Annotated in this window: 21 protein-coding genes; 7 read left to right on the top strand and 14 right to left on the bottom strand. The window is 59.5% G+C overall.

All coding sequences use genetic code 11. The annotated features are described in order from the left end of the window. Positions 1 to 84: 84 nt before the first annotated feature. Complete coding sequence (locus EIY72_RS07350) at positions 85 to 1,143, bottom strand: PA0069 family radical SAM protein (protein WP_093228200.1); 1,059 nt, start codon at positions 1,141 to 1,143, stop codon at positions 85 to 87. Positions 1,144 to 1,372: 229 nt separating this feature from the next. Here EIY72_RS07350 and EIY72_RS07345 point away from each other — a divergent pair, with 229 nt between their 5' ends. The 3 genes from EIY72_RS07345 to EIY72_RS07335 all read left to right on the top strand — a co-directional run bounded on the left by EIY72_RS07345 (position 1,373) and on the right by EIY72_RS07335 (position 3,063). Next, complete coding sequence (locus EIY72_RS07345) at positions 1,373 to 1,678, top strand: hypothetical protein (RefSeq protein WP_231985511.1); 306 nt, start codon at positions 1,373 to 1,375, stop codon at positions 1,676 to 1,678. Positions 1,679 to 1,906: 228 nt separating this feature from the next. Beyond that, positions 1,907 to 2,212: a hypothetical protein gene (locus tag EIY72_RS07340; RefSeq protein ID WP_093228203.1), complete on the top strand. Its 306-nt coding sequence runs from the start codon at positions 1,907 to 1,909 to the stop codon at positions 2,210 to 2,212. A 206-nt stretch (positions 2,213 to 2,418) separates the two neighbouring features. Then, positions 2,419 to 3,063 carry a phosphatase domain-containing protein gene (locus tag EIY72_RS07335; protein ID WP_093228206.1) on the top strand — a complete coding sequence of 215 codons (645 nt, stop codon included), beginning with the start codon at positions 2,419 to 2,421 and terminating at the stop codon, positions 3,061 to 3,063. Between the two features lie 45 nt (positions 3,064 to 3,108). Here EIY72_RS07335 and EIY72_RS07330 read toward each other — a convergent pair whose 3' ends face one another. Together EIY72_RS07330 and prlC are read right to left on the bottom strand one after the other, a co-directional pair. Beyond that, the gene (locus EIY72_RS07330; protein ID WP_093228208.1) at positions 3,109 to 3,387 is read right to left on the bottom strand and encodes a YheV family putative zinc ribbon protein; all 279 of its coding nucleotides are present in this window, start codon (positions 3,385 to 3,387) and stop codon (positions 3,109 to 3,111) included. Then, complete coding sequence (gene prlC / locus EIY72_RS07325) at positions 3,384 to 5,468, bottom strand: oligopeptidase A (protein WP_197678808.1); 2,085 nt, start codon at positions 5,466 to 5,468, stop codon at positions 3,384 to 3,386. Before prlC ends, EIY72_RS07330 begins: the two co-directional genes overlap by 4 nt. Positions 5,469 to 5,522: 54 nt before the next feature. Here prlC and EIY72_RS07320 point away from each other — a divergent pair, with 54 nt between their 5' ends. Continuing rightward, positions 5,523 to 6,068: a gamma carbonic anhydrase family protein gene (locus EIY72_RS07320; protein WP_093228211.1), complete on the top strand. Its 546-nt coding sequence runs from the start codon at positions 5,523 to 5,525 to the stop codon at positions 6,066 to 6,068. 28 nt (positions 6,069 to 6,096) lie between these two features. Then, positions 6,097 to 6,747, top strand: a complete 651-nt coding sequence (locus EIY72_RS07315; protein ID WP_093228214.1) for an HAD family hydrolase — start codon at positions 6,097 to 6,099, stop codon at positions 6,745 to 6,747. A gap of 127 nt (positions 6,748 to 6,874) precedes the next feature. Here EIY72_RS07315 and EIY72_RS07305 read toward each other — a convergent pair whose 3' ends face one another. The 9 genes from EIY72_RS07305 to EIY72_RS07265 all read right to left on the bottom strand — a co-directional run bounded on the left by EIY72_RS07305 (position 6,875) and on the right by EIY72_RS07265 (position 17,196). Next, positions 6,875 to 7,501 (bottom strand): ABC-type transport auxiliary lipoprotein family protein, encoded by a 627-nt coding sequence (locus EIY72_RS07305; RefSeq protein ID WP_093228217.1) that lies wholly within the window; start codon positions 7,499 to 7,501, stop codon positions 6,875 to 6,877. Further along, on the bottom strand, positions 7,498 to 8,436 hold the full coding sequence (locus tag EIY72_RS07300; RefSeq protein ID WP_093228220.1) for an MlaD family protein: 939 nt from the start codon (positions 8,434 to 8,436) through the stop codon (positions 7,498 to 7,500). The genes EIY72_RS07305 and EIY72_RS07300 overlap by 4 nt, the downstream gene beginning before the upstream one ends. A 1-nt stretch (position 8,437) precedes the next feature. Further along, positions 8,438 to 9,241 carry an ABC transporter ATP-binding protein gene (locus EIY72_RS07295; RefSeq protein ID WP_093228223.1) on the bottom strand — a complete coding sequence of 268 codons (804 nt, stop codon included), beginning with the start codon at positions 9,239 to 9,241 and terminating at the stop codon, positions 8,438 to 8,440. After that, positions 9,238 to 10,386, bottom strand: coding sequence for an ABC transporter permease (locus tag EIY72_RS07290; RefSeq protein WP_093228226.1), 1,149 nt, complete (start codon positions 10,384 to 10,386; stop codon positions 9,238 to 9,240). The genes EIY72_RS07295 and EIY72_RS07290 overlap by 4 nt, the downstream gene beginning before the upstream one ends. A 54-nt stretch (positions 10,387 to 10,440) precedes the next feature. Further along, positions 10,441 to 11,469, bottom strand: coding sequence for a DUF5924 family protein (locus EIY72_RS07285; RefSeq protein ID WP_093228229.1), 1,029 nt, complete (start codon positions 11,467 to 11,469; stop codon positions 10,441 to 10,443). Positions 11,470 to 11,662: 193 nt separating this feature from the next. Further along, positions 11,663 to 13,039, bottom strand: coding sequence for a M16 family metallopeptidase (locus tag EIY72_RS07280; RefSeq protein ID WP_093228232.1), 1,377 nt, complete (start codon positions 13,037 to 13,039; stop codon positions 11,663 to 11,665). 111 nt (positions 13,040 to 13,150) lie between these two features. Further along, positions 13,151 to 14,809, bottom strand: coding sequence for a Na/Pi cotransporter family protein (locus EIY72_RS07275; RefSeq protein WP_093228235.1), 1,659 nt, complete (start codon positions 14,807 to 14,809; stop codon positions 13,151 to 13,153). Positions 14,810 to 15,038: 229 nt separating this feature from the next. After that, positions 15,039 to 15,803, bottom strand: coding sequence for a TerC family protein (locus EIY72_RS07270; protein WP_093228237.1), 765 nt, complete (start codon positions 15,801 to 15,803; stop codon positions 15,039 to 15,041). Positions 15,804 to 15,888: 85 nt separating this feature from the next. Further along, entirely contained in the window at positions 15,889 to 17,196 is a 1,308-nt protein-coding gene (locus EIY72_RS07265) for a CitMHS family transporter (protein ID WP_093228240.1), read from the bottom strand. A 377-nt stretch (positions 17,197 to 17,573) separates the two neighbouring features. Here EIY72_RS07265 and EIY72_RS07260 point away from each other — a divergent pair, with 377 nt between their 5' ends. Continuing rightward, complete coding sequence (locus tag EIY72_RS07260; RefSeq protein ID WP_093228243.1) at positions 17,574 to 17,975, top strand: GFA family protein; 402 nt, start codon at positions 17,574 to 17,576, stop codon at positions 17,973 to 17,975. On the opposite strand, the gene EIY72_RS07255 is transcribed toward EIY72_RS07260, so the two are convergent. Next, complete coding sequence (locus EIY72_RS07255; protein WP_093228248.1) at positions 17,976 to 18,302, bottom strand: DOPA 4,5-dioxygenase family protein; 327 nt, start codon at positions 18,300 to 18,302, stop codon at positions 17,976 to 17,978. Between the two features lie 86 nt (positions 18,303 to 18,388). On the opposite strand from EIY72_RS07255, the gene EIY72_RS07250 reads away from it, so the two are divergent. Further along, the gene (locus EIY72_RS07250; protein ID WP_093228250.1) at positions 18,389 to 19,054 is read left to right on the top strand and encodes an NAD(P)-dependent oxidoreductase; all 666 of its coding nucleotides are present in this window, start codon (positions 18,389 to 18,391) and stop codon (positions 19,052 to 19,054) included. Between the two features lie 2 nt (positions 19,055 to 19,056). Here EIY72_RS07250 and EIY72_RS07245 read toward each other — a convergent pair whose 3' ends face one another. Further along, complete coding sequence (locus EIY72_RS07245; protein ID WP_093228253.1) at positions 19,057 to 20,007, bottom strand: choline sulfate utilization transcriptional regulator; 951 nt, start codon at positions 20,005 to 20,007, stop codon at positions 19,057 to 19,059. Between the last annotated feature and the right edge of the window lie 75 nt (positions 20,008 to 20,082).

Genomic DNA, 20,082 nt, shown 5'->3' with positions numbered 1-20,082 from the left:
TCATCCTCTTTTGGGAGTCAGGGAATCATCCCGTGTTGTCAGGTTTGAAGCCAGTGCCTGTTTCAAACATCAAGAGCCATTATCTCAAATCAACGACATCTGGCGACCGGGAGGGCAGAAAGCTTCACAGTCGAGGTTGAAACCTTCTCGGCGATTAAGCCCCAGACGCTTGATCGCCTTGGCGAAGCGTTGCGCCAGCAGATCGGCGAACGGGCCTTCACCACGCATCCGTGCGCCAAAGCGGCTGTCGTACAGCTCACCACCGCGGCTCTGGCGAATCAGGCTCAGCACATGGGCCGCCCGTTGCGGGTAATGAGCAGCCAGCCACTCCTCGAACAGCGGCGCCACTTCCAGCGGCAGACGCAGCATCATGTAGGCAGCACTTTGTGCGCCGGCTGCATAGGCCTCGCTGAGAAGATTTTCCAGTTCGCTGTCGTTGATCATCGGGATCATCGGCGAGCACAGCACGCCCACCGGGATGCTCGCTTCACGCATGACGCGGATGGCCCGTAATCGAGCCTTGGGCGCTGCTGCGCGAGGCTCGAGAATGCGTTTGAGCTCGTCGTCCAGCGTGGTCAGGCTGATCATCACCGCCACCAGTCGGTGGCTGGCCAATTCAGCCAGCAGGTCGAGGTCACGCAGAATCAGTGAGCCCTTGGTGACGATGGTCACCGGGTGCCGGTAGCGCAGCAGCACTTCGAGAGTTTGCCGAGTGATCTTGTGTTCACGCTCGATGGGTTGATACGGGTCGGTATTGGAACCCAGGTTGATCGGCGCACACTGGTAGCCACGCTTTGAGAGCTGCTCCTCAAGTACCTGTGCTGCATTGGTCTTGGCAATCAGTTTTGTTTCAAAGTCCAATCCTGGCGACATGTCCCAGTAAGCATGGCTCGGTCGGGCGTAGCAATAGATGCAGCCGTGCTCGCAGCCGCGATAAGGATTGATCGTGCGATCGAACGGCAGATCCGGCGAGTTGTTGCGGGTAATGATGGTTTTCGCCTTTTCAATCCGCACCTCGGTGCCTTGGGTGACCGGCGCTTCCTGATACCAGCCATCGTCCTCGACCACCGAACGGCTGGGGGCGAAGCGGTTGTGCGGATTGGTGGCGGTTCCGCGGCCACGGGGCGGTAAGGGAGCGCTCATCAAGCAATGCCTCATGACTGTATGGGCATACAGTACGAAAGGTTGCGCGAAACCGCCAGTGCCATTCGGCACTTTGCCCTCAACACCAGGAGTCCGTGTGGTTGGTTTTTGATTGCTCATAACTTTGCAAAGTCGAGACATATATAAGTCATGGACTCTAGATAAAAATCTCCAGCATTATCTTTGTGCACGCACTGTTCGTGCATAAATCATTAAAAGGAATTAATAAATGTTTGATATTTACAAGCATGGTGTATTGTTGAGTCGGGAACCATGGAATATTTCCTGGTCCCCCAATGAAGTACGAGTTTCGATGCAACTTATCCGTAAAGATACGGCTTGGGATGCGGAAAATGGAATAAAGACTCATAAATTGGTAGACGATCTTATTTATGTAGAAGCCGCATCCCTTGACAATGGAGAGACCTTCCACATTAGTGCTATTCGCCGTGACGTCGACAATTATGTTGATCGCAATGTACAGACAAAATTGATAGCGCTGGCCAAAACTTATATCAGTGTCATGAACGTCTGATGTTTCCGCCAAACCTGTATGAAACTCACTCGAGGTTTGGCGGATCTCTCCTTGAACCTCGCGGGGTTGCGCTATCGCATTAGCACTTCGAAGCTCAACCGGGGAGGTTTTGTATTCCTGCTCTATCGGTCGGCAAGGACCGGCTGGAGCCCAGGTTGATAGATGCAAATTGTCGTTATTGTCAGTCTCGCAACGCCTAAACCATTTATCAAATAAGAGAATCTTATTATGTCGTTTTTCAATCGACGCGGTATATTTTTGCAGAAGCTTGGACCTACCATCGTCAACCCGAAAGAAATTATGGTTTCAATGCAGTTTTCCTTGAAAGAAGAAGGCTGGGATCCTGAGAGTGCGCAGGAAACCACCGCATTACTGGACTCCACCACGCTCATTGCATCCTCTTACGATGGCGGGCAATCTTTCAACATCAGGAATATCAACAAAGATATTGATGGTGATGGCGATATCGATGCCGACGACAAGGCGAAACTTCTGGCCTTGGCGAAGGCCTATGCCAGCATTGCCAACCCATAATCAAAGATGAAAAAAAAGATAACCAACTCCAGTTGAGTCGCATTCAACTGGAGTTGTATTGTTCCAGCACTCACTATTAGCCCTGTAGAAACCGCATCAGACCCACAGCTTCACGATTCTTTGACAATCAGCTCACAGGCCTTTGACCGAACAGCACGCATGCTTGCCAGCGTCTTCCCGTCCCTTTTTCGAACGGTCACCCGCACATGCCACTTCCACGCCTTATCCCGGCGATGTTTCTTTCGCTCGTCGCACTTTTCAGCCTGACGCCAGCCTTCGCCGACGACAGCACGCTGACGCGCTCTCCAGAGTGGGCTCAATCCGTCGAGCCGAAATACAATCTGTTCCAGATGTCCCCGACGCTCTATCGCAGTGCCTTGCCCGACAAAAGTGCCGTGCCGCTGCTGGAGAAACTGAAAGTCGGAACAGTGATCACCTTTCTGCCGGAATCAGACGCCAACTGGCTGGCGACACCGGGCATTGATCAGGTGCAGCTGCCTTATCGCACCAACCACGTGGACGACGCCGACGTCTTGAAGGCCTTGCGTGCCATTCAGACCGCCGAAGCCAAAGGCCCGGTCCTGATGCACTGCAAGCACGGTTCCGATCGCACGGGCTTGATGGCAGCCATGTACCGGGTTGTCGTACAGGGCTGGAGCAAGGAAGATGCACTGAATGAAATGACCCAAGGTGGTTTCGGTGATAGCACCCACTTCAAGGACGGCATTCGCTACATGATGAAAGCCGATGTGGACAAGCTGCGCACGGCCCTGGCAAACGGTGATTGCAGCACCAGCCCGTTCGCTGCCTGCTCGATGAAGAGCTGGTTCAAGTCGGCGCATATCGAATAAAAAAAGCCCCCATGCAATGGGGGCTTTTTTGTTACCGCAACATAATCAGTCCGGCTTTTTCTTCAGTTTGGGGTTCGGGAAGAACTGAACCGCCTGAACCTTGGTGTCGGCCACTTTGGGCGCGGTGGTATTGACCCGCGTGCCCAGCTCCTTGGGCACCGACAAGCCTTGTTCATTGAGCGTGTCGGAGTAACCACAGGCCACGCACTCACGGTGCGGGACCTGGTCTTCGTTCCACATCATCAACTTGTCCGGCTCGCTGCATGCCGGGCAGACCGCCCCGGCAATAAAGCGTTTTTTCGTAATCACAGGCCCCTCACTCATGCTGCCGCGTCCTCACTCAGGCCGCTGTGGCGCAAGAGTGCGTCAATCGACGGCTCACGGCCACGGAAGTCGACGAACAGCACCATCGGATCCTGGGAACCGCCGCGCGCCAGGATCGCCTCACGGAATGCTCGGCCGGTCTCGGCGTTGAGCACACCTTCCTCTTCAAACTTCGAAAAGGCGTCGGCCGAGAGCACTTCAGCCCACTTATAGCTGTAGTAACCCGCGGCGTAACCGCCGGCGAAGATGTGCGCAAAACTGTTGGGGAAGCGGTTGTAGGCTGGCGGACGCATCACCGACACTTCGTCACGCACGCCTTCGAGCACTTGCAGCACGCTGCGGCCGTCGCCGTGGGTGGCGTGCAGTTCGAAGTCGAACAGCGAGAACTCCAGCTGGCGAACCATCATCAGGCCGGACTGGAAGTTTTTCGCCGCGAGCATTTTCCCGAGCAGGTCCTGAGGCAGAGGCTCGCCAGTTTCATAGTGACCGGAAATCAGCGCCAGGCCTTCCGGCTCCCAGCACCAGTTTTCCATGAACTGGCTTGGCAGCTCGACCGCATCCCAGGCCACGCCATTGATGCCGGACACGCCGGCATGCTCGACGCGGGTCAGCAGGTGATGCAGGCCATGGCCGAATTCGTGGAACAGGGTGGTCACTTCATCGTGGGTCAGCAGCGCAGGCTTGCCGCTGTCGGCCGGGGTGAAGTTGCACACCAGGTTCGCCACCGGGCTTTGCAGAACGCCACCGGCGGTGCGGCGACGGTCGCGAGCACCGTCCATCCAGGCGCCGCCACGCTTGTTGGCGCGGGCATAGAGGTCGAAGAAGAAGCGGCCGACGTGCTGGCCGTTTTCCTTGATTTCGAACAGGCGGACATCCGGGTGCCAGGTGTCGAAACCTTTCTGTTCGGCGATTTCGATGCCGTACAGACGCTGCACAATGGCGAACAGGCCGCTCAATACCTTGTCGATCGGGAAGTAGGCACGCAGGGCTTCCTGGGCCACGCTGTAGCGTTGTTCGCGGAGTTTTTCCCCGTAGAAACCGCTGTCCCAGCTTTGCAGGTCTGCGCAGCCTTGTTCGGCCGCGTAGGCCTTGAGTTGCTCCAGGTCCTGGGCGGCGAACGGTTTGCTGCGCTTGGCCAGGTCACGCAGGAAGCTCAGCACCTGATCGCTGGATTCGGCCATCTTGGTTGCCAGGCTCAGCTCGGAGAAACTGGCGAAGCCCAACAGCTTGGCCAGTTCCTGGCGCAGGTCGAGGATCTCTTCCATGACCGGGCCATTGTCGTTCTGGCCAGCATTCGGCCCCTGGTCCGACGCGCGGGTGCAGTAGGCCGCGTAGACTTCTTCACGCAGTGCACGGTCCTGGGCGTAGGTCATCACCGCGTAGTAGCTCGGGAATTCCAGGGTGATCAGCCAGCCGTCGAGGTTCTTGGCCTGGGCAGCGGCCGCCATTTGCGCCTTGGCCGAATCGGTCAGGCCGGCGAGGACGGCTTCATCGGTGATGTGCTTGGTCCACGCCTGGGTGGCGTCGAGCAACTGGTTGGAGAAACGGCTGCCCAGTTCCGACAGTTTACTTTGCACTTCGGCATAGCGCTTCTGCTCGGCTTCCGGCAGGTCGATACCCGACAGACGGAAATCACGCAGGGAGTGTTCCAGGATGGTTTTCTGCGCCACGTCGAAACCGGCGGCTTCCGGGCTGTTGGCCAGGGCATCGAAGGCCTGGAACAGCTCGCGGTTCTGGCCCATTTCGGTGGAATAGGCGCTCAGGGCCGGCAGGCACGACTCATAAGCTTCGCGCAGTTCGGCGCTGTTGCACACGGCGTTGAGGTGACTGACCGGGCTCCAGGCTGCGCCCAGGCGATCGTTCAGCTCGTCCATCGCCAGTACGAGGCCAGCCCAGGTAGGCTGTTTGCCCTGGGTTTTGAGGATTTCGACAATGGCGGCGCGGTTGTCAGCCAGGATCTGTTCGATGGCCGGTTGCACATGTTCGGCACGGATCGCGGAGAACGGCGGCAGGTCATAGGACTGCAAAAGAGGGTTGTTCACGCTCACGTTGGCACCTTGGCTGAAGAAACATGCAACCATCTTAATTACAATCGACGCTCACCGCAGCTATCAGCGACAGAGAGAAACACTATCGTGAACCTTCGCAAGTATCAGAACCATACGCCACAGCTGGGCAAAGGCGCCTTTGTCGACCGTTCGGCAGTGGTGATCGGTGACGTCGAGATCGGCGAGGACAGCTCGGTCTGGCCTCTGACGGTGATCCGCGGCGACATGCACTGCATCCGCATCGGTACGCGTACCAGCGTCCAGGATGGCTGCGTGCTGCACATCACCCATGCAGGCCCGTTCAATCCCGATGGTTTTCCACTGCTGATCGGCGATGACGTGACCATCGCCCACAAGGTCATGCTGCACGGCTGCACCGTCGGCAGCCGGGTGCTGATCGGCATGGGCAGCATCGTCATGGATGGCGCGGTGGTCGAGGATGACGTGATCATCGGCGCCGGTAGCCTGGTGCCACCGGGCAAGCGTCTGCAAAGTGGCTTCCTGTACGTCGGCAGCCCGGTGAAACAGATCCGCCCGCTGACCGACAAGGAACAGGCCTTTTTCACCTACAGCGCGGCGAACTACGTCAAGCTCAAGGACCTGCACCTGGCCGAAGGCTACGACCAGATCTGAACCGTCTCGCTACTGCCCAGGATTTTTCATGCATTACCAAACCGTTTTATTCGACCTCGACGGCACCCTGACCGACCCGCGCGAAGGCATCACCCGCTCGATCCAGTTCGCCCTGAGCAAACTGGGTATCGATGAGCCCGACCTGAGCAAACTCGAGCACTTCATCGGCCCGCCGCTGTTGCAGGCGTTCATGCAGTTCTATGCCTTCGACGAAGCCAAGGCCTGGGAAGCGGTGAACTTTTATCGCGAGCGCTTCAAAGTCACCGGGCTGTACGAAAACCGCGTATTCGACGGTGTCACGCCGCTGCTGGAAACCCTGAACGGACAAGGCCGGCAGCTGTACATTGCCACCTCGAAACCCTGGGTGTTCGCCCGCGAAATCGCCCGGCATTTCGATTTCGCCAAACACTTCAAAGTGATCTACGGCAGCGAACTGGACGGTACCCGCACCAACAAGGTCGAGCTGATCGCTCACTTGATGGCCGAAGAGGGCCTGGACCCGACCGATACGCTGATGATCGGCGACCGCAAGCACGACCTGATCGGCGCGCGCAGCAATGGCCTGGACGCCGCGGCGGTGGGCTATGGCTTTGGCAGCCACGAAGAGTTGAGCGCCGAAGCGCCGGCTTTTCATTTTGAAACGCTGGACGCGCTGCATCGGGCGTTTTTGCAACGATAGTTGAGCCACCCCTAACCCCTTGTGGGAGCGGGATTGCTTGCTAGGGCGGTGCATCAGGAAGCATCGATGTCGACTGACACTCCCTCATCGCGAGCAAGATCGCTCCCACAGGGGACGGCATGCATCCTCAAGGTCTGGGTGGCGGCGCCAGCTTCTGCCCTTGCTCCACCGCCCAGCTTACAACCTGTGCGGTCAACTGATCATTGGCCTGACCGAACGCAGACACCACCGCCGGGACCTGCACAGCGCTGACCGGCTGGCGCACTTCGAAGCGGCGGCTGGCCAGCAGGCGCTGGTCATAGCTGCGCACCAACAAGGCATCCAGGCGCACCACCACACTGGCATTCGCGCCCTGGTATTCGGTCTGGAAAGCTTGCAGGCTGCCACCCAATTCCAGATCGGTCTGGAAAATGCTGTCGTCAGTGCTCACCAGCGAGACCCTGCCGTCATGCTGAAATCCCTCCAGCAGACGATTGCGCACCAGCACCGGCGCCGGGTCGCTCCAACGCGAGCCCTTGTAGTGGCTGATCACATCGCCCTGGGGAATCACCGCGATGTTCGGGCTGTTCAACGCCTCGCTCGATTGCAGCTTGGTCAGGCGCAGCGACCAGTGTTGCGGCGCGCCACGGCTGGCGGGTGCGCTGGTTGCAGCGGAGGGCAGGCGATAAACGTCGAACGGTTCTTGCTTGGGCAGGATCGAGCAGGAACTGATCAGCATGAAGCCGGCGAGCAAGGCAATACGGGTCAGCGTCATGGCGTGAATTCCTTGGTCTTGTCACTGCCCAGCAGGTAACCGCTGGGGTTGGCCTCCAGGCGTTTGGTAATGGCGCGCAACGAGGTCAAGGTCTCGCGCATTTCGCGCACGGCCGGGCCCAGGCCACTGAGCCCCTGCATGCCGCTGTTGATCGAATCCTCGTTTCTGGCCAGCAGCTTGTTGAGGGTGGCACTGCTTTCTTCCAGGGATTTCATGGCCTGCTCGGCGCTGCCGAACATCTGCTTGCCGTTATCGTTGAGCAAGCCGTTGGCGGTGCGCATCAACGCGCTGGTCTGTTCCAGCATGTTGTTGGCTTGTTTGCCCACCGACGCCAGTTGCTTCATGGCCTGACGGATATCGTCTTTCTGATCGGCCACCGCTCCGGTGGCTTGCTCCAGGTGCTCCAACGTGTTGCTGATGCGCTCGATGTTTTCGGTGGAGAACAACAGATTGGCGTTCTGCATCAGCGTGTTCACACCAGACATCAGGTCGTTGCTGTCATTGAGCAGACGCGCGATGGGTGAAGGCGAGGCGACGATGGTCGGCAGGTTACCGTCCTTGCCGCGCAGCTTCGGACTCTGGGGCGTGCCACCGCTGAGCTGGATGATCGAGGTGCCGGTCACTCCGGTCAGGGCCAGCTTGGCATTGGTGTCTTCCTTGACCGGGGTATCACCGGCCAGGCGAATCCGCGCCAGCACCCGGCGCGGGTCCTTCGGGTCCAGGCGCAACGAAATCACGTCGCCGACCTTGATCCCGCTGTACTGCACGGAGCTGCCCTTGGACAGACCGCTGACTGCCTCGTTGAACACCACTTCGTAGTCCTTGAACTCGGTGTCGACGCTCGACTTGGCCAGCCACAGTCCGAACAACAGCGCGGCCGTCACCACGATCACGGTGAACAGGCCGATCAATACATGATGGGCTCGGGTTTCCATGTCAGACCTCGTTTAACTGTTGAGCGGCCGTCAATGCCGCGCGGCCGCGTGGGCCATGGAAATACTCGTGAATCCACGGGTCATTGGTTTCCGAGACCTTGTCGATGGCGTCCGCCACCAACACTTTTTTCTGCGCCAGCACCGCCACCCGGTCAGTGATGGTGTACAGCGTGTCGAGGTCGTGGGTGACCAGAAAAACGCTCAGGCCCAGGGCATCACGCAGGGTCAGGATCAACTGATCGAACTGCGCCGCACCGATCGGATCGAGGCCGGCGGTAGGCTCATCGAGAAACAGGATGTCCGGATCAAGCGCCAGGGCCCGGGCCAATGCGGCACGCTTGATCATGCCGCCGGACAGCGACGCGGGGTATTTGTCCGCCGCCGACAGCGGCAACCCGGCCAATGCCATCTTCACAGCCGCCAGGTGCTCGGCATCATCACGGCTCAAGCCGGCGTGTTCGATCAGGGGCAAGGCCACGTTCTCGGTCACCGTCAGCGAAGAAAACAGCGCGCCCTTCTGAAACAGCACGCCAAAGCGTCGCTCAATCATGGAACGCTCGTGCTCAGGCAAGCTCGGCAGGTTCTTGCCGAAGACCTTGACCATGCCTTCGCTGGGCTGGCGCAAGCCGACGATGCTGCGCAACAGCACGGATTTACCGCTGCCGGAGCCGCCGACCACGGCAAGGATTTCGCCTTTGTACAAATCCAGATCGAGGTTCTCGTGCACGCTCTGACGGCCAAAGCGGTTGCACAGGCCACGCACTTCGATCACCGCCTCGGCAGGCGCTCGGGGTAGACGACTCACCAGCCCATCTCCATGAAAAACATCGCTGCAATCGCATCGAACACGATCACGACGAAGATTGACTGCACCACGCTCGAGGTGGTGTGAGCGCCAACGGATTCGGCGCTGCCGCTGACCTTGAAGCCTTCAAGGCAGCCGATCGCCGCGATCAGGAAGGCGAAGATCGGCGCTTTGACGATCCCCACCAGAAAATGCTGCACGCCGATGTCCGTTTGCAGCAGCGAGAGGAACATCGCCGGTGAAATATCCAGCGCCACCGCACAGACCACGGCTCCACCGATAATCCCCGACAGCATGGCCAGGAATGTCAGCATCGGCAGGGCGATCAGCAACGCCAGCACACGGGGCACCACCAGCAGCTCCACAGGGTCGAGCCCCAGGGTGCGGATGGCATCGATTTCTTCGTTGGCCTTCATCGAACCGATTTGCGCGGTGAACGCACTGGCGGTGCGCCCGGCCATGAGGATGGCGGTCAGCAACACGCCGAACTCGCGCAGGAAAGCGAAGCCCACCAGGTCGACGGTGAAGACCGTGGCGCCAAAGGTCGCGAGCACGGTGGAGCCAAGGAAGGCCACGACTGCGCCGACCAGAAACGTCAGCAGTGCGACGATAGGCGCGGCGTCGAGACCGGTCTGTTCGATGTGCGCGATGGTCGGTGTGATGCGCCAGCGTTTTGGACGGAACAGGCCGCGGGCGATGGTTTCGATGATCAGGCCGACGAAACCGAGCAGCTGTAGGGTGTCCTGCCAGACGGTGTCCACTGCGCGGCCGATGCGGGTCAGCAATTGCACGGTGACGCTGATTTCCGGTTCCTTGATTGGCACGCAGAAATCGGTCAGCGAGCAGTAAACCGTCTGCAGCAGGGCACGATCAGGAGCGGAAAGGGTGCAATCGGGATGCTCCGCCGAACGACCGATTCGCTCGGAGCCCAGCAGCTCCACCAGTAACGACGCACCTGCGGTATCGAGGGCACCGAGGCCATTGAGATCGATGGGTGTGTCGGCGTCGTACTGACCGTAAAGTTTTTCGCTCAACAGCTTGAGGTCGGCGTAATGGGCAAGCGTCCAGTCGCCTGTCACCCGCAACCGCGCAGGCGTAAGCGAAGTGTCTAGCTGGGCATTTCCGGCCATTGGGCTGTTGATCATAAGCTCCGTGCTTGTTCGGTGGTAACGCAGCCCTACGTAATAGCACGAACCGGGCTACTTTTCTTTGACCGCTGTGCTGTCCTTGACCTCGAAGCGCAGCACACCGATCACCTGACCGTCTTCAGTCAGCACCCGCACTTGCCACTTGCCGACCGGGTTACCGGGGAAATTCTGCTTGTGCGTCCAGGCCCGGTAACCTTCCTTGCGGCCCCCGTGGATGTCCAGCGGGATACGGTCGACCTCATTCCCGTTGAACTGCCACACGTGATAAATGCGCTCGTCGAGGCCGCGCGGCGCGTTGATTGCAGTGTAGGCATAGAGACCACCGCTGCGAATCTGCTCGGCGCTGACTTCATCAAGGCTGGCGCCGGGCGTGCGGTCCTGCATTTGTGTGCTGATCGCCACGTCGGTCATCCACAGGGTGGCCGGCGGCACCCACGAACGCAGCTCCCATCCGACCGCACCGATGCCCAGGGTAATACTGAGGATCGCCAGCGCGCTGCGCAACGTGCGGATCGGGAAAATCGACGCCAGGCTCGGGAACGACAGCAGCACCGCGATGCCCAGCGCCCATTTGAAGCTCTGCGCGGTGGTCAGGTGCAGGATCACCGGCAGTGCGGTGAGCAACGCGGCGAACAGGGTCAGGGTGTGCAGGGCGAGGAATGCCCAACGGCGCGGCGCCAGCCATTTGTAATAGAGCGGGTCGATGATCGAAATCAGTGCCGCGATGCCCAGCAGGCCGGTGAAAAACAACTGGCCGCTGTTCCAGGTCGTCGTGATGAAAAAGAACGGCAGGACGAAAAACAGGCTTTCCTGATGGATCATCTGCGTGGCGTAGCGCAACAGCGGCTGCGGGATTTCACGCTTGAAAATACGGGTGAACAACTGAGTCAGGCTGTTTTCCAGCATCAGCCAGATCCAGCTGATCAGCATGATGGTGGTGATCCAGGTCGCCAGGCCCTGTTGCCGGTCGACCAGAATGAAACTGCAAACGCCTGAGATAAAACCGCCGAGCGCAATGACCCCGGGATAGCGCTTCATCAAGTCGAGGATGCGCTGTACGAAAAGGGGCATGTTTTGCATTGGGCGGTTCACAGTAGTCGTAGGAAAAATCCTCAACAGGGTACCGCTGGCGCGGCGGTGTGGCGAGGGTTTGCACTCACCTGCACCGCGCGACCTGTGGGAGCAAGCCTGCTCGCGATGAAGCCATTCGCTTCAACATCAGCGTTGAATGACGGATCGCCATCGCGAGCAAGCTCGCTCCCACAAGGAAAACCTATTTCCTGCGATGGAAGCGCCATGCCACCAGACCGAGCAGCAACATCCCCAACGCCCCAGCCGCCAGCCACAGCAATTGGTCATAACTGAACAGTGGCTTCTCGATCCGCAGGTAACCCGGCTGCAACAGCAACTCGCGCACCGCCTTGTTCGCCTCTTGCAGCGTCACGGCCTTCAGCTCCCGGGCCGGATCGGCGAAACGACCGTCCTCGTAGTCGCCGATGGCCCCCCAATAGTAATCGGCCAGCGCGCTGTTGCCTTGCACCGCCCAAGCCTGCCGGGCGATAGCAGCCTCTTTCAGGCGATTGAAGGTCTCGGCGTTCAACCCCTCCTTGAGCAGCCTGGCCTTCAGGTCCTCCAGCACTTGCTCGGCCTCGGGCACGTCATCGCGCTCAAGGTCGGCGTTGAGGCTCATGAAACCCACACCACCGAACACTTCGCGCTCCGCCCAAGGACCGTAGGACAGACCGTGGGCCAGGCGCAGCTCACGGTAGAGCGCCCAGTCCAGGTAGTCCTTGAGCAGGTCGAAGGTTTCGTCGTGTTCGTCCTCCAGCACGGGCTCAGGCACCAACCAGTGCAGTTTGGCCCCGTTGCCGACCAGGCCATGGGTCAAGGTCCGCTCATGGGCGGCGCTGGAGGCGATCTGTGGCAGCGGCGGATGCTCGCTGGGCGTGATCGCTTCCAGCGCGCCATAGGCCCGCTCCAGATAAGCCGGCAACAACTTGTCGAGATCGCCGACCACGATCAGGGTCATGTTGTTCGGCGCGTACCAGTCCTTGCGCACGCGCTCCAGCTGTTCGCGGGTCAGGTTATCGACTTCGGCGCGCTGGGCACATTTGAGGCCCAGTTCCACCGCCAATTGGCTGCTGGCGGTATGGCCAAGATCCTGGCGGTCGAGCCAGCGTTGCAGGTGCGAGTAGTGGCCGCCATCCTCACGCTCCACCACTTGCTTTGCGGCATTGATGGCGTTGTCGTCGAAGTGCGTCTGGGTCAGCAAGGCCAGCAGCAGGTCGAGCACCTTGCGCTGGTTTTTCGCCGGGGCTTCGATGACGAAGGTGGTGTCGGCGTTGCTGGTGAAGGCGTTCCACTCGCCACCCAGTGCCTGCATGCGCTCTTCAAGGCCGCCTTCGCCGCTGGCGTCGATGCCGCTGAACAGGAGGTGCTCTAGCAGGTGCGGCAGCTCTTTTTCGTCGCAGCTGAAATCATCCAGGCCCACCCCAACTACCAGCCGGATCGCCACATGCCCGCGATCAGCACTGGGTTTGAGCAGCAACTGCAAGCCGTTGCGCAGGGTATAGCCCTCGACCTGGAAGCGATCCAGGGCCAGCGAGGGAAGAGAAACCAGCAACAGACAAGCGAACAACAGACAACGCATAACGAGCTTCCAGGCAATCAATAGGCGATCCGTGTCGTCAGTCGGGCCGACGTACTCACGAATGACCTTCCGGCTGAATCAGTAGTACTGACTGGCCACTGTGCCAGACGTTCAAGGTGAATGCGTGATGTCGTTCAAGTCTTCAATGGCCAAGGCGCCGGTCTCCGAGGTTTCCAGCACGACGTAGGCACTGCTGCAGAACAGCGAATTCAAGCGCTTCATGTCGGCAATCAGTTCCAGATGCAAGGAGCTGGTTTCGATACTTTGCACGATTTTACGTTGCAAGCGGCTGACATGGGCGTGGGCCAGACGCCGCTCCTGAGCGCGAAAACGACGTTTCTCGCGCAGCAACTGACGGGCACTCTCCGGATCGGCACTGAGGAACACCGACATGCCCAGCCGCAGATTGGAGATCAATTGGCTGTGCAAGCCCACCAGCTCATCCAGTCCGGTTTCTGAGAAAGAACGGCGCTGGGAGGTTTTCTGCTGCTGGACCTTGCGCAGCATGCGCTCGATCAGGTCGCTGGCGAGTTTCAGGTTGATCGCCAGTTCGATGATTTCCGCCCAGCGTCGGCTGTCCTGGTCGCTGAGGTCTTCCCGGGGCATTTGTGCCAGATACAGCTTGATTGCGCTGTAGAGCGACTCGACATCATCGGTCAGGCGGCGCATTTCCTGGGTCACCGCCGTTTGTTTGCCACGCAGCACATCGAGCATGGCTTCGAGCATGCTGTCGATCAGGTCGCCCATGCGCAGGGTCTCCCGCGCCGCGTTGGCCAATGCAAGCCCCGGGGTGTCCAACGCGGTTGGGTCCAGATGGCGGGGTTTGGCGGTGCCATTGGCTTGCGGGCGCTCCGGCAACACCCAGGCACAGAACCGCGCCATCGGCCCGACGCTGGGCACCAGGATCAGGCAACGTGCGGTGTTGTAGAGCAGGTGAAAGCCGATGACCAGTTCCTGAGGGCTGAAGTCCAGGCCATCGAGCCAGTGCGCCAGCGGGTCCAGAACCGGGATGATCAACAGCAGGCCGATCAGCTTGTACAACAGGCTGCCCAGCGCCACCTGGCGCCCGGCGGTGTTCTGCATGCTGGTGCTGAGGAACGCGAGCACACCACTGCCGATATTGGCACCAATCACCAGGCCGATGGCCACTGGCAGGCTGATCACGCTGGCGCCGGCCAGAGTCGCAGTGAGCAAGACGGCCGCCAGGCTGGAGTAGGAAATCATCGCGAACAGCGCACCAACCAGCGCATCGAGGAGGATATCGCCGGTCAGCGAGGCGAAAATCACCTTGACCCCCTTGGCGTGGGTGATTGGGTGCGCCGCCTCGACGATCAGTTGCAGTGCCAGGATGATCAATCCCAGACCAATGGCGACACGGCCCATCTGTCCGAGCCGGGTCTGTTTGCGCGACAGGAAGAAAATCACCCCGATGAAGATCAGCAGGGGCGATAGCCACGACAGATCGAAGGTCAGCACCCGTGCCATCAAGGCTGTACCGACATCCGCACCGAGCATCGTCACCAGCGCCGGCGTCAGCGCCATCAGGCCCTGGCCGACGAAAGACGTAACGAGCATGGCGGTGGCGTTGCTGCTCTGGACCATGGCCGTGACCACGATGCCCGAGATGAATGCCAGCCAGCGATTGGCCATGTTCTGGCTGATGACATGGCGCAGATTGGTGCCGTACACCCGCAGGATGCCGGTTCGGACGATGTGCGTGCCCCAGATCAGCAGGGCGACGGCGGAGAGCAGATTGAGCAGGGTGAGCATACCGGCCCCCTGTGGTGTAGCGCCCCAATGGAGCAAGTTGAAGTACCGCGAAACGTTCTAGGTTCTGATACTTAAGCTGTAGTTGCCTGACGGCCTGAGCGCCAGCATCGCATAGCTAAAGAAGGGATTGAAACAAAAGCGTCATGAAAACAGCTTCATGCGCTGCACAACGTAATGTGGGAGCGAGTCTGCTCGCTCCCACAGGTTTTGCTTCGCTAGCGCTTGCGGGTTACTGGCCCGGAATGTCCTTGCGCAGTTTCACCGGGTCCTGCTGCTTCTTTTTTGCAATCGCGCTGCGCATCTTGATGTTGATCGCTTCCACCGCCAGCGAGAACGCCATGGCGAAGTAGACGTAGCCTTTTGGCACATGCACGTCGAAGGATTCGGCAATCAGCACCGTACCGACGATCAGCAGGAACGACAGCGCCAGCATCTTCAGCGACGGGTGCTTGTCGATGAATTCGCTGATCTTGCCGGACGCCAGCATCATCACCAGTACAGCGACGACAATGGCCGCAACCATGACCGGCACGTGGGAGACCATGCCCACCGCGGTGATCACCGAGTCCAGGGAGAACACGATGTCGATGATCGCGATCTGGATGATGGTGTAGAGGAAATTGCCGCCCTTGCCCTTCGGCTCGTCGTTGGTTTCGTCTTCGCCTTCCAGCGCGTGGTACATCTCTTGCGAGCTCTTCCACAGGAGGAACAGACCACCGAAGAACAGGATCAGGTCGCGCCCGGAAATGCCCTGGCCGAACAGCACGAACAGGTCGGCCGTCAGGCGCATGACCCAGGTGATCGATAGCAGCAACAGGATGCGCGTGATCATCGCCAGCGCCAGACCGAAGATGCGCGTGCGCGCCTGCATGTGTTTGGGCATGCGGCTGACCAGGATCGAAATCATGATGATGTTATCGATGCCCAGAACGATTTCCAGAGCGGTCAGGGTAAAGAAAGCAACCCAGATTTCAGGGTTGGTCAGCCATTCCATGTGTATTCCTTTGAGCGAGTGTTAAACCAAAAAGGGCCCGGGCTTCAAACAGCAAAGCCTGGACCCGAAATGGTGAGTCTTGGGCTTATAGAGTGCTGAACATCGGGAAAGTCCCCAACAACAGTGCAGCAATCAGGATGCAGATACACACCAGCACAGCCCACTTGAGGGTGAAGCGCTGGTGATCACCAAAATCGATACCGGCCAGCGCTACCAACAGATAGGTCGATGGTACCAGCGGGCTCAACAGGTGGACGGGCTGACCGACGATCGAGGCACGTGCCATCTCAACCGCGGTTATACCGTAATGGCTGGCGGCTTCGGCAAGTACCGGTAACACGCCGTAATAAAATGCATCGTTCGACATGAAGAACGTGAACGGCATGCTCACCAGGGCCGTGATCACCGCCAGGTACGGGCCGAGGAAGTCCGGAATCACTGCCAGCAGGCTTTTCGACATAGCGTCGACCATGCCGGTGCCGCTCAGGATACCGGTAAAGATACCCGCTGCGAAAATCAGGCTGACCACCGACAACACACTGCCGGCGTGCGCCGAAACGCGATCCTTCTGCTGTTGCAGGCAAGGGTAGTTGACGATCATGGCAATACTGAACGCCACCATGAACAGCACCGGCAGCGGCAGCAGGCCGGCCACCAGGGTGCACATCAAGGCCAGGGTCAACAGGCCGTTGAACCAGATCAGCTTCGGACGACGGGCATCCGGGAACTGCGAGACGCTGATTTCGCTGTGATCGATTTCATCCGTCACCAGGTGCAGCTCACCCAGGCGTGCACGCTCACGCATGCCATAGAAGTAGGCGATGACCAGGATCGCTACCACGCCGGCAGCCATCGCCGGGATCATCGGCACGAAGATGTCCGACGGATCCACGTGCAACGCACTGGCGGCACGGGCGGTCGGTCCGCCCCACGGGGTCATGTTCATCACGCCACCGGCGAGAATGATCAGGCCGGCCATGATCCGCGGGCTCATGCCGATGCGGCTGTACAGCGGCAGCATGGCGGCCACGCAGATCATGTAGGTGGTCGCGCCGTCACCGTCGAGGGACACCACCAGCGCCAGCACGGCAGTGCCGACCGAGACTTTCAGCGGGTCACCCTTGACCATTTTGAGGATCTTGCGCACGGCCGGGTCAAACAGGCCAGAGTCGATCATCAGGGCGAAGTACAGGATTGCGAACATCAGCATCACGCCAGTCGGCGCGAGCTTGGTGATGCCTTCGAGCATCATCGGGCCGATCTTCGGCGCAAAACCGCCGAACAGGGCGAAGGCAATCGGGATAATGATCAGGGCGATCAGCGCGGACAGGCGCTTGGTCATGATCAGGAACATGAACGTGATGACCATGGCAAAGCCAAGGAAAGTCAGCATGGGAATACTCCAGGCGTAGCGCGGCTAGGGAATGGGCGGATCGGGCGTGATCAGCGCAGAACGGGAAGCACGAGGCGTACGGGTGGAGTTGCAGCGAAGCGGCGGGTAGAAGAGGACATCAGAATCACCATTGTTGTTGTTAATTGGGCCTGACGTGCAAGCGAACGCACGCGTGGCCAACCGGTCTGTTGCCGGTAGTGGTGGCGATCCTAATAGGGGAAGCTTTCAGCCAGCTTTCGCCAGTGAAAGCTTTGGGCGGATGTACAACCGGTCGTCGGACAGTGGCAGCGCTTTACATCCGGTTGAGGCCATCGTCGGAACGCCGCCCGGAGCAAGCTCACTGGAGTCTGGATCAGATGCATCAGGAGGGAACAGCTATGACCGATATTCACACCGGCGGCTGCCACTGCGGGCAACTGCGCTATCAATTCAACGGCCCGTTGCACGACATCGCCCACTGCCACTGCTCGATTTGTCGGCGGGTCAGCGGCGGTATCGTGACTACATGGATCACTGTTCCAGCCTCCGCCTTTCAGTGGCTGGCCGGAACACCTACCCGTTACGACTCGTCAGCCACCTGCGCACGCTATTTCTGCGGCCGCTGTGGTGCACAACTGGCCCTGATGACGCACCTGAGCCCGGAAAGCATTGACCTGACCATCGCCACCCTCGATCACCCGGAACAGGCGCCGGCCGAGCGCCACATCTGGACCAACAGCCGCCTGCCCTGGCTGCATCTGGACGAACAGTTGCCCGGCGAAGCCGAAGAAACCCTTTGATCAAAAAATAGACAGGTCCAACGGACGCACTGCACCCATCCAGATCGCATGTTCGGTGTGGTCGAGCAGATCGTTGCCGGTATCCGGGTGCAGGAACACCACCAGACCCTGGCGATTGAGCGCCAGCCAGGGCAGCACCTCGCCTATGAGTTGCGGCTCGAAGGCCAATTGGCAACTCCAGTCCGGGTGCGGCCCGACCGGGCGCTCGTGCATGCGCCCCATCTTCAGGGCAAACAACTGTGCTGCCCGCTCACACAAGACCCGCGCCTGCTCGAGGGTATTGGCGTCGTAATACACGTGGGCGTGATAGCCCGTGATCTGTTGCATGTTCAATCCCTCTGAAACCTGTTCGAACCGCCGGGATGTCCCACCGGTCACACACTATATGCGTGGGAAAAACAGGGAGCCCAGCCATGAAAAATGCCGAAACCCCAGCCGTGAAAGTGGTGCTCTATGGTGCCATGAGTAGCTTGGGCAGTGCGCTGATGGCTGAAATGCTGCGCCGCCAACACGAAGTCATCGCCATCCTCAATGATCTGACAACGCTCGCGCCACGCCCTGGACTGCGGGCGAAGAAGGGCGACCTGTTCGACGCCGAGCGGGTCAAGCAAAGCGTCGCCGGCGGCTCTGCCGTCCTCTGTTTACTGGATGCCCCCGGGCTGCCGCTGAACAGCGAATACGTGGAAAAAACCATTGTCCCCGGCCCGGTGGAGCAGGTACTGGCCGTGGATGCGCTGATTGAAGGCATGCAGGCGGCGGGCGTACCCCGGTTGTTTCTGGTGGGCGATTTCGACGTACTGGACGATCCAGAGATGGAAGATCATCTGCAATTGCATGCGGCCGAAGAAATTCGCGAGGCTCTGCAAAGCAGTCGCCTGCAATGGACAATGGTCAATGCGCCTTGGGCTGTCGCGGGCCTGACTCTGGAACACTTCACCCAGGTCAGCAGCAGCCTTGAAGCAGGCATGGCCGAAACCCTTGATCGCCTGAATCGGGTCGCCGTGGGCATTGCCGATGAAATGCAGTTGAACCTGCACCTGGGTGAGCATGTGAATTTCGTCGCTACAACCGGGCCGTAGCATCACACCGCAATCGAAGGAAACGAAAGCCCCGACAGTGATTGCGCACTGCTGGCCTGCTCGGCCATCAACCAGTCGACAAATTGCTGGATCAATGCCCCGCGTCGTTTGCGCTGGGGCAAGACCACGTAATAACCCAGCCTGGACATCAGCGTTTCGGCAATCGGTCGGCACAACAATCCTTGCGCCAGCAAGTTATCCACAAGGTGACGCCAGCCGATGGCCACGCCCTGTCCGCCAATCGCGGCCTGAATCAACAAGGTGTAATTGTCGAAACGCAACTGACCCGGGGCCGGCGGCGAAGTGATGCCCAACTCGCGGAAGACGCCGCTCCAGTCGAACCAGTTGCTGCTGTTCTCGCCGCGCAGGTGCAACAACGGGAACTCGAGCAACGACTGCGCCGGCAAGGGCAACGGTCGCTCACTGAGCAATTGCGGGCTGCATACGGGGAACACTTCCTCGCTGAACAACCAGTGGCTTTCACCCTGTTTGAAGCGACCATCACCGAACAGTACAGCTACATCGATATCGGTACGTAGCATGTTATGACTGCGTTCACTGGTCACCAAACTCACGTCGACCTGGGGATTGGCGGCGTGAAAACGGTGCAGGCGCGGCATCAACCAGTAGGCCGCGAAGGCAAAGTCAGTGGCCACCTGAAGCACTTCATGTTGCTGCTGTGCGCTGATTGCGCTCAAACCGGCATCGATATGCTGCAATCCGAGCTGAACTTGCTGAAAAAGCACCATGCCCGCCTCGGTCAGTTCAATGCCGCGATAGATGCGATCAAACAACCGCGTCGCCAGTTGTTCCTCCAGACGCTTTATCTGCTGGCTGATCGCAGGCTGCGTTGTACCCAGTTCATTGGCAGCCGCCGTGAAACTGCGCTGGCGGGCGGCAGATTCGAAGGCGCGGAGCAGATCCAGAGACAGGTCACCGAGGGTGTCATACATAAGCTGTGCTTATCCTAGTCATTGCCGTACATGGGCTTTACCGCAGGCCAGTGGGATTCCATTCTCGATCCCAGC

Source organism: Pseudomonas vancouverensis (genome assembly GCF_004348895.1).
Classification (GTDB): domain Bacteria; phylum Pseudomonadota; class Gammaproteobacteria; order Pseudomonadales; family Pseudomonadaceae; genus Aquipseudomonas; species Aquipseudomonas vancouverensis.
The sequence above is the reverse complement of the archived record's forward strand: the minus strand, read 5'-3'. Positions and strand labels throughout refer to the sequence as shown.

Bases quoted from the DNA above. Each gene is read 5' to 3' on its own strand.
- EIY72_RS07270 (WP_093228237.1), bottom strand. From the start codon at position 15,803: ATGGAATGGCTGACCAACCCTGAAATCTGGGTTGCTTTCTTTACCCTG.
- EIY72_RS07265 (WP_093228240.1), bottom strand. From the start codon at position 17,196: ATGCTGACTTTCCTTGGCTTTGCCATGGTCATCACGTTCATGTTCCTG.
- prlC (WP_197678808.1), bottom strand. From the start codon at position 5,468: ATGGTTGCATGTTTCTTCAGCCAAGGTGCCAACGTGAGCGTGAACAAC.
- EIY72_RS07305 (WP_093228217.1), bottom strand. From the start codon at position 7,501: ATGACGCTGACCCGTATTGCCTTGCTCGCCGGCTTCATGCTGATCAGT.
- EIY72_RS07345 (WP_231985511.1), top strand. From the start codon at position 1,373: ATGTTTGATATTTACAAGCATGGTGTATTGTTGAGTCGGGAACCATGG.
- EIY72_RS07250 (WP_093228250.1), top strand. From the start codon at position 18,389: ATGAAAAATGCCGAAACCCCAGCCGTGAAAGTGGTGCTCTATGGTGCC.
- EIY72_RS07350 (WP_093228200.1), bottom strand. From the start codon at position 1,143: ATGAGCGCTCCCTTACCGCCCCGTGGCCGCGGAACCGCCACCAATCCG.
- EIY72_RS07260 (WP_093228243.1), top strand. From the start codon at position 17,574: ATGACCGATATTCACACCGGCGGCTGCCACTGCGGGCAACTGCGCTAT.
- EIY72_RS07290 (WP_093228226.1), bottom strand. From the start codon at position 10,386: ATGATCAACAGCCCAATGGCCGGAAATGCCCAGCTAGACACTTCGCTT.
- EIY72_RS07285 (WP_093228229.1), bottom strand. From the start codon at position 11,469: ATGCAAAACATGCCCCTTTTCGTACAGCGCATCCTCGACTTGATGAAG.
- EIY72_RS07275 (WP_093228235.1), bottom strand. From the start codon at position 14,809: ATGCTCACCCTGCTCAATCTGCTCTCCGCCGTCGCCCTGCTGATCTGG.
- EIY72_RS07255 (WP_093228248.1), bottom strand. From the start codon at position 18,302: ATGCAACAGATCACGGGCTATCACGCCCACGTGTATTACGACGCCAAT.
- EIY72_RS07300 (WP_093228220.1), bottom strand. From the start codon at position 8,436: ATGGAAACCCGAGCCCATCATGTATTGATCGGCCTGTTCACCGTGATC.
- EIY72_RS07335 (WP_093228206.1), top strand. From the start codon at position 2,419: ATGCCACTTCCACGCCTTATCCCGGCGATGTTTCTTTCGCTCGTCGCA.
- EIY72_RS07340 (WP_093228203.1), top strand. From the start codon at position 1,907: ATGTCGTTTTTCAATCGACGCGGTATATTTTTGCAGAAGCTTGGACCT.
- EIY72_RS07245 (WP_093228253.1), bottom strand. From the start codon at position 20,007: ATGTATGACACCCTCGGTGACCTGTCTCTGGATCTGCTCCGCGCCTTC.
- EIY72_RS07280 (WP_093228232.1), bottom strand. From the start codon at position 13,039: ATGCGTTGTCTGTTGTTCGCTTGTCTGTTGCTGGTTTCTCTTCCCTCG.
- EIY72_RS07315 (WP_093228214.1), top strand. From the start codon at position 6,097: ATGCATTACCAAACCGTTTTATTCGACCTCGACGGCACCCTGACCGAC.
- EIY72_RS07330 (WP_093228208.1), bottom strand. From the start codon at position 3,387: ATGAGTGAGGGGCCTGTGATTACGAAAAAACGCTTTATTGCCGGGGCG.